At 56.2% G+C, this 781-nt stretch carries 1 protein-coding gene; it reads left to right on the top strand.

What is annotated here, in order from left to right; all coding sequences use genetic code 11:
* A partial coding sequence (locus ACTHUR_RS13380; RefSeq protein ID WP_440399019.1) for an RQC domain-containing protein occupies nucleotides 1–781 on the top strand: 781 nt, incomplete at both ends.

Raw genomic sequence — 781 nt, 5'->3', positions numbered from 1 at the left:
AACAAATCGAAATGCAGAAGCTCGATGCCATGCTTTCCGTCTGCGAAACCGCCGCCTGCCGCCGTGTTCTCTTGCTCAAACATTTCGGCGAAGAATCCACCCCCTGCGGCCATTGCGACAACTGCCTGCATCCGCCCGTACGCTTCGACGGCACCGTCCTTGTACAAAAGCTCCTCAGTTGCGTGTATCGCGCCGGACAACGCTTTGCCGCCGGCTATATCATCAACCTGCTGCGCGGTAAAAGCGACGACTGGATACAGCGCAACGGCCATGACAAACTCTCCACTTTCGGCATCGGCAACGGGCAAACCGACAAAGAATGGCGCAGCGTCATCCGCCAGTGCATCAGCCTCGGCTACCTCACCGTCAACACCGCCCAATATCAGGCATTGCAACTGACCGAAGCCGCAAAAAAAGTCCTCAAAGGCGAAACCGAAGTCATGCTGCGCCCGTTGCGCCGCGAAAAAGCCACCACTCAAAAGCCCAAAGACAACTGGCTGCGTACCGAACGCGAAGAACGCCTATGGCAGGCATTACGGCGTTGGCGGCAGCAGCGCGCCCATGTCGAAGAAGTCCCCGCCTACGTCGTATGCGGCGACAAAACCCTGCGCGACATCGTCGAAAAAATGCCGCAAACGCTGGAAGATTTGCATCAAATCTACGGTTTAGGCGAGGCAAAAATCAACAAATTCGGCATCGACATCCTCAATGTCTGCGAGAACGCCGCCGAAAACCAAAGCGGGAAAACGAGCAACGAAGAACCCCTATTCACCCCCCAAAC

Source organism: Neisseria sp. P0021.S007 (assembly GCF_051956855.1).
This window is presented reverse-complemented; position numbering and strand designations above follow the sequence as displayed.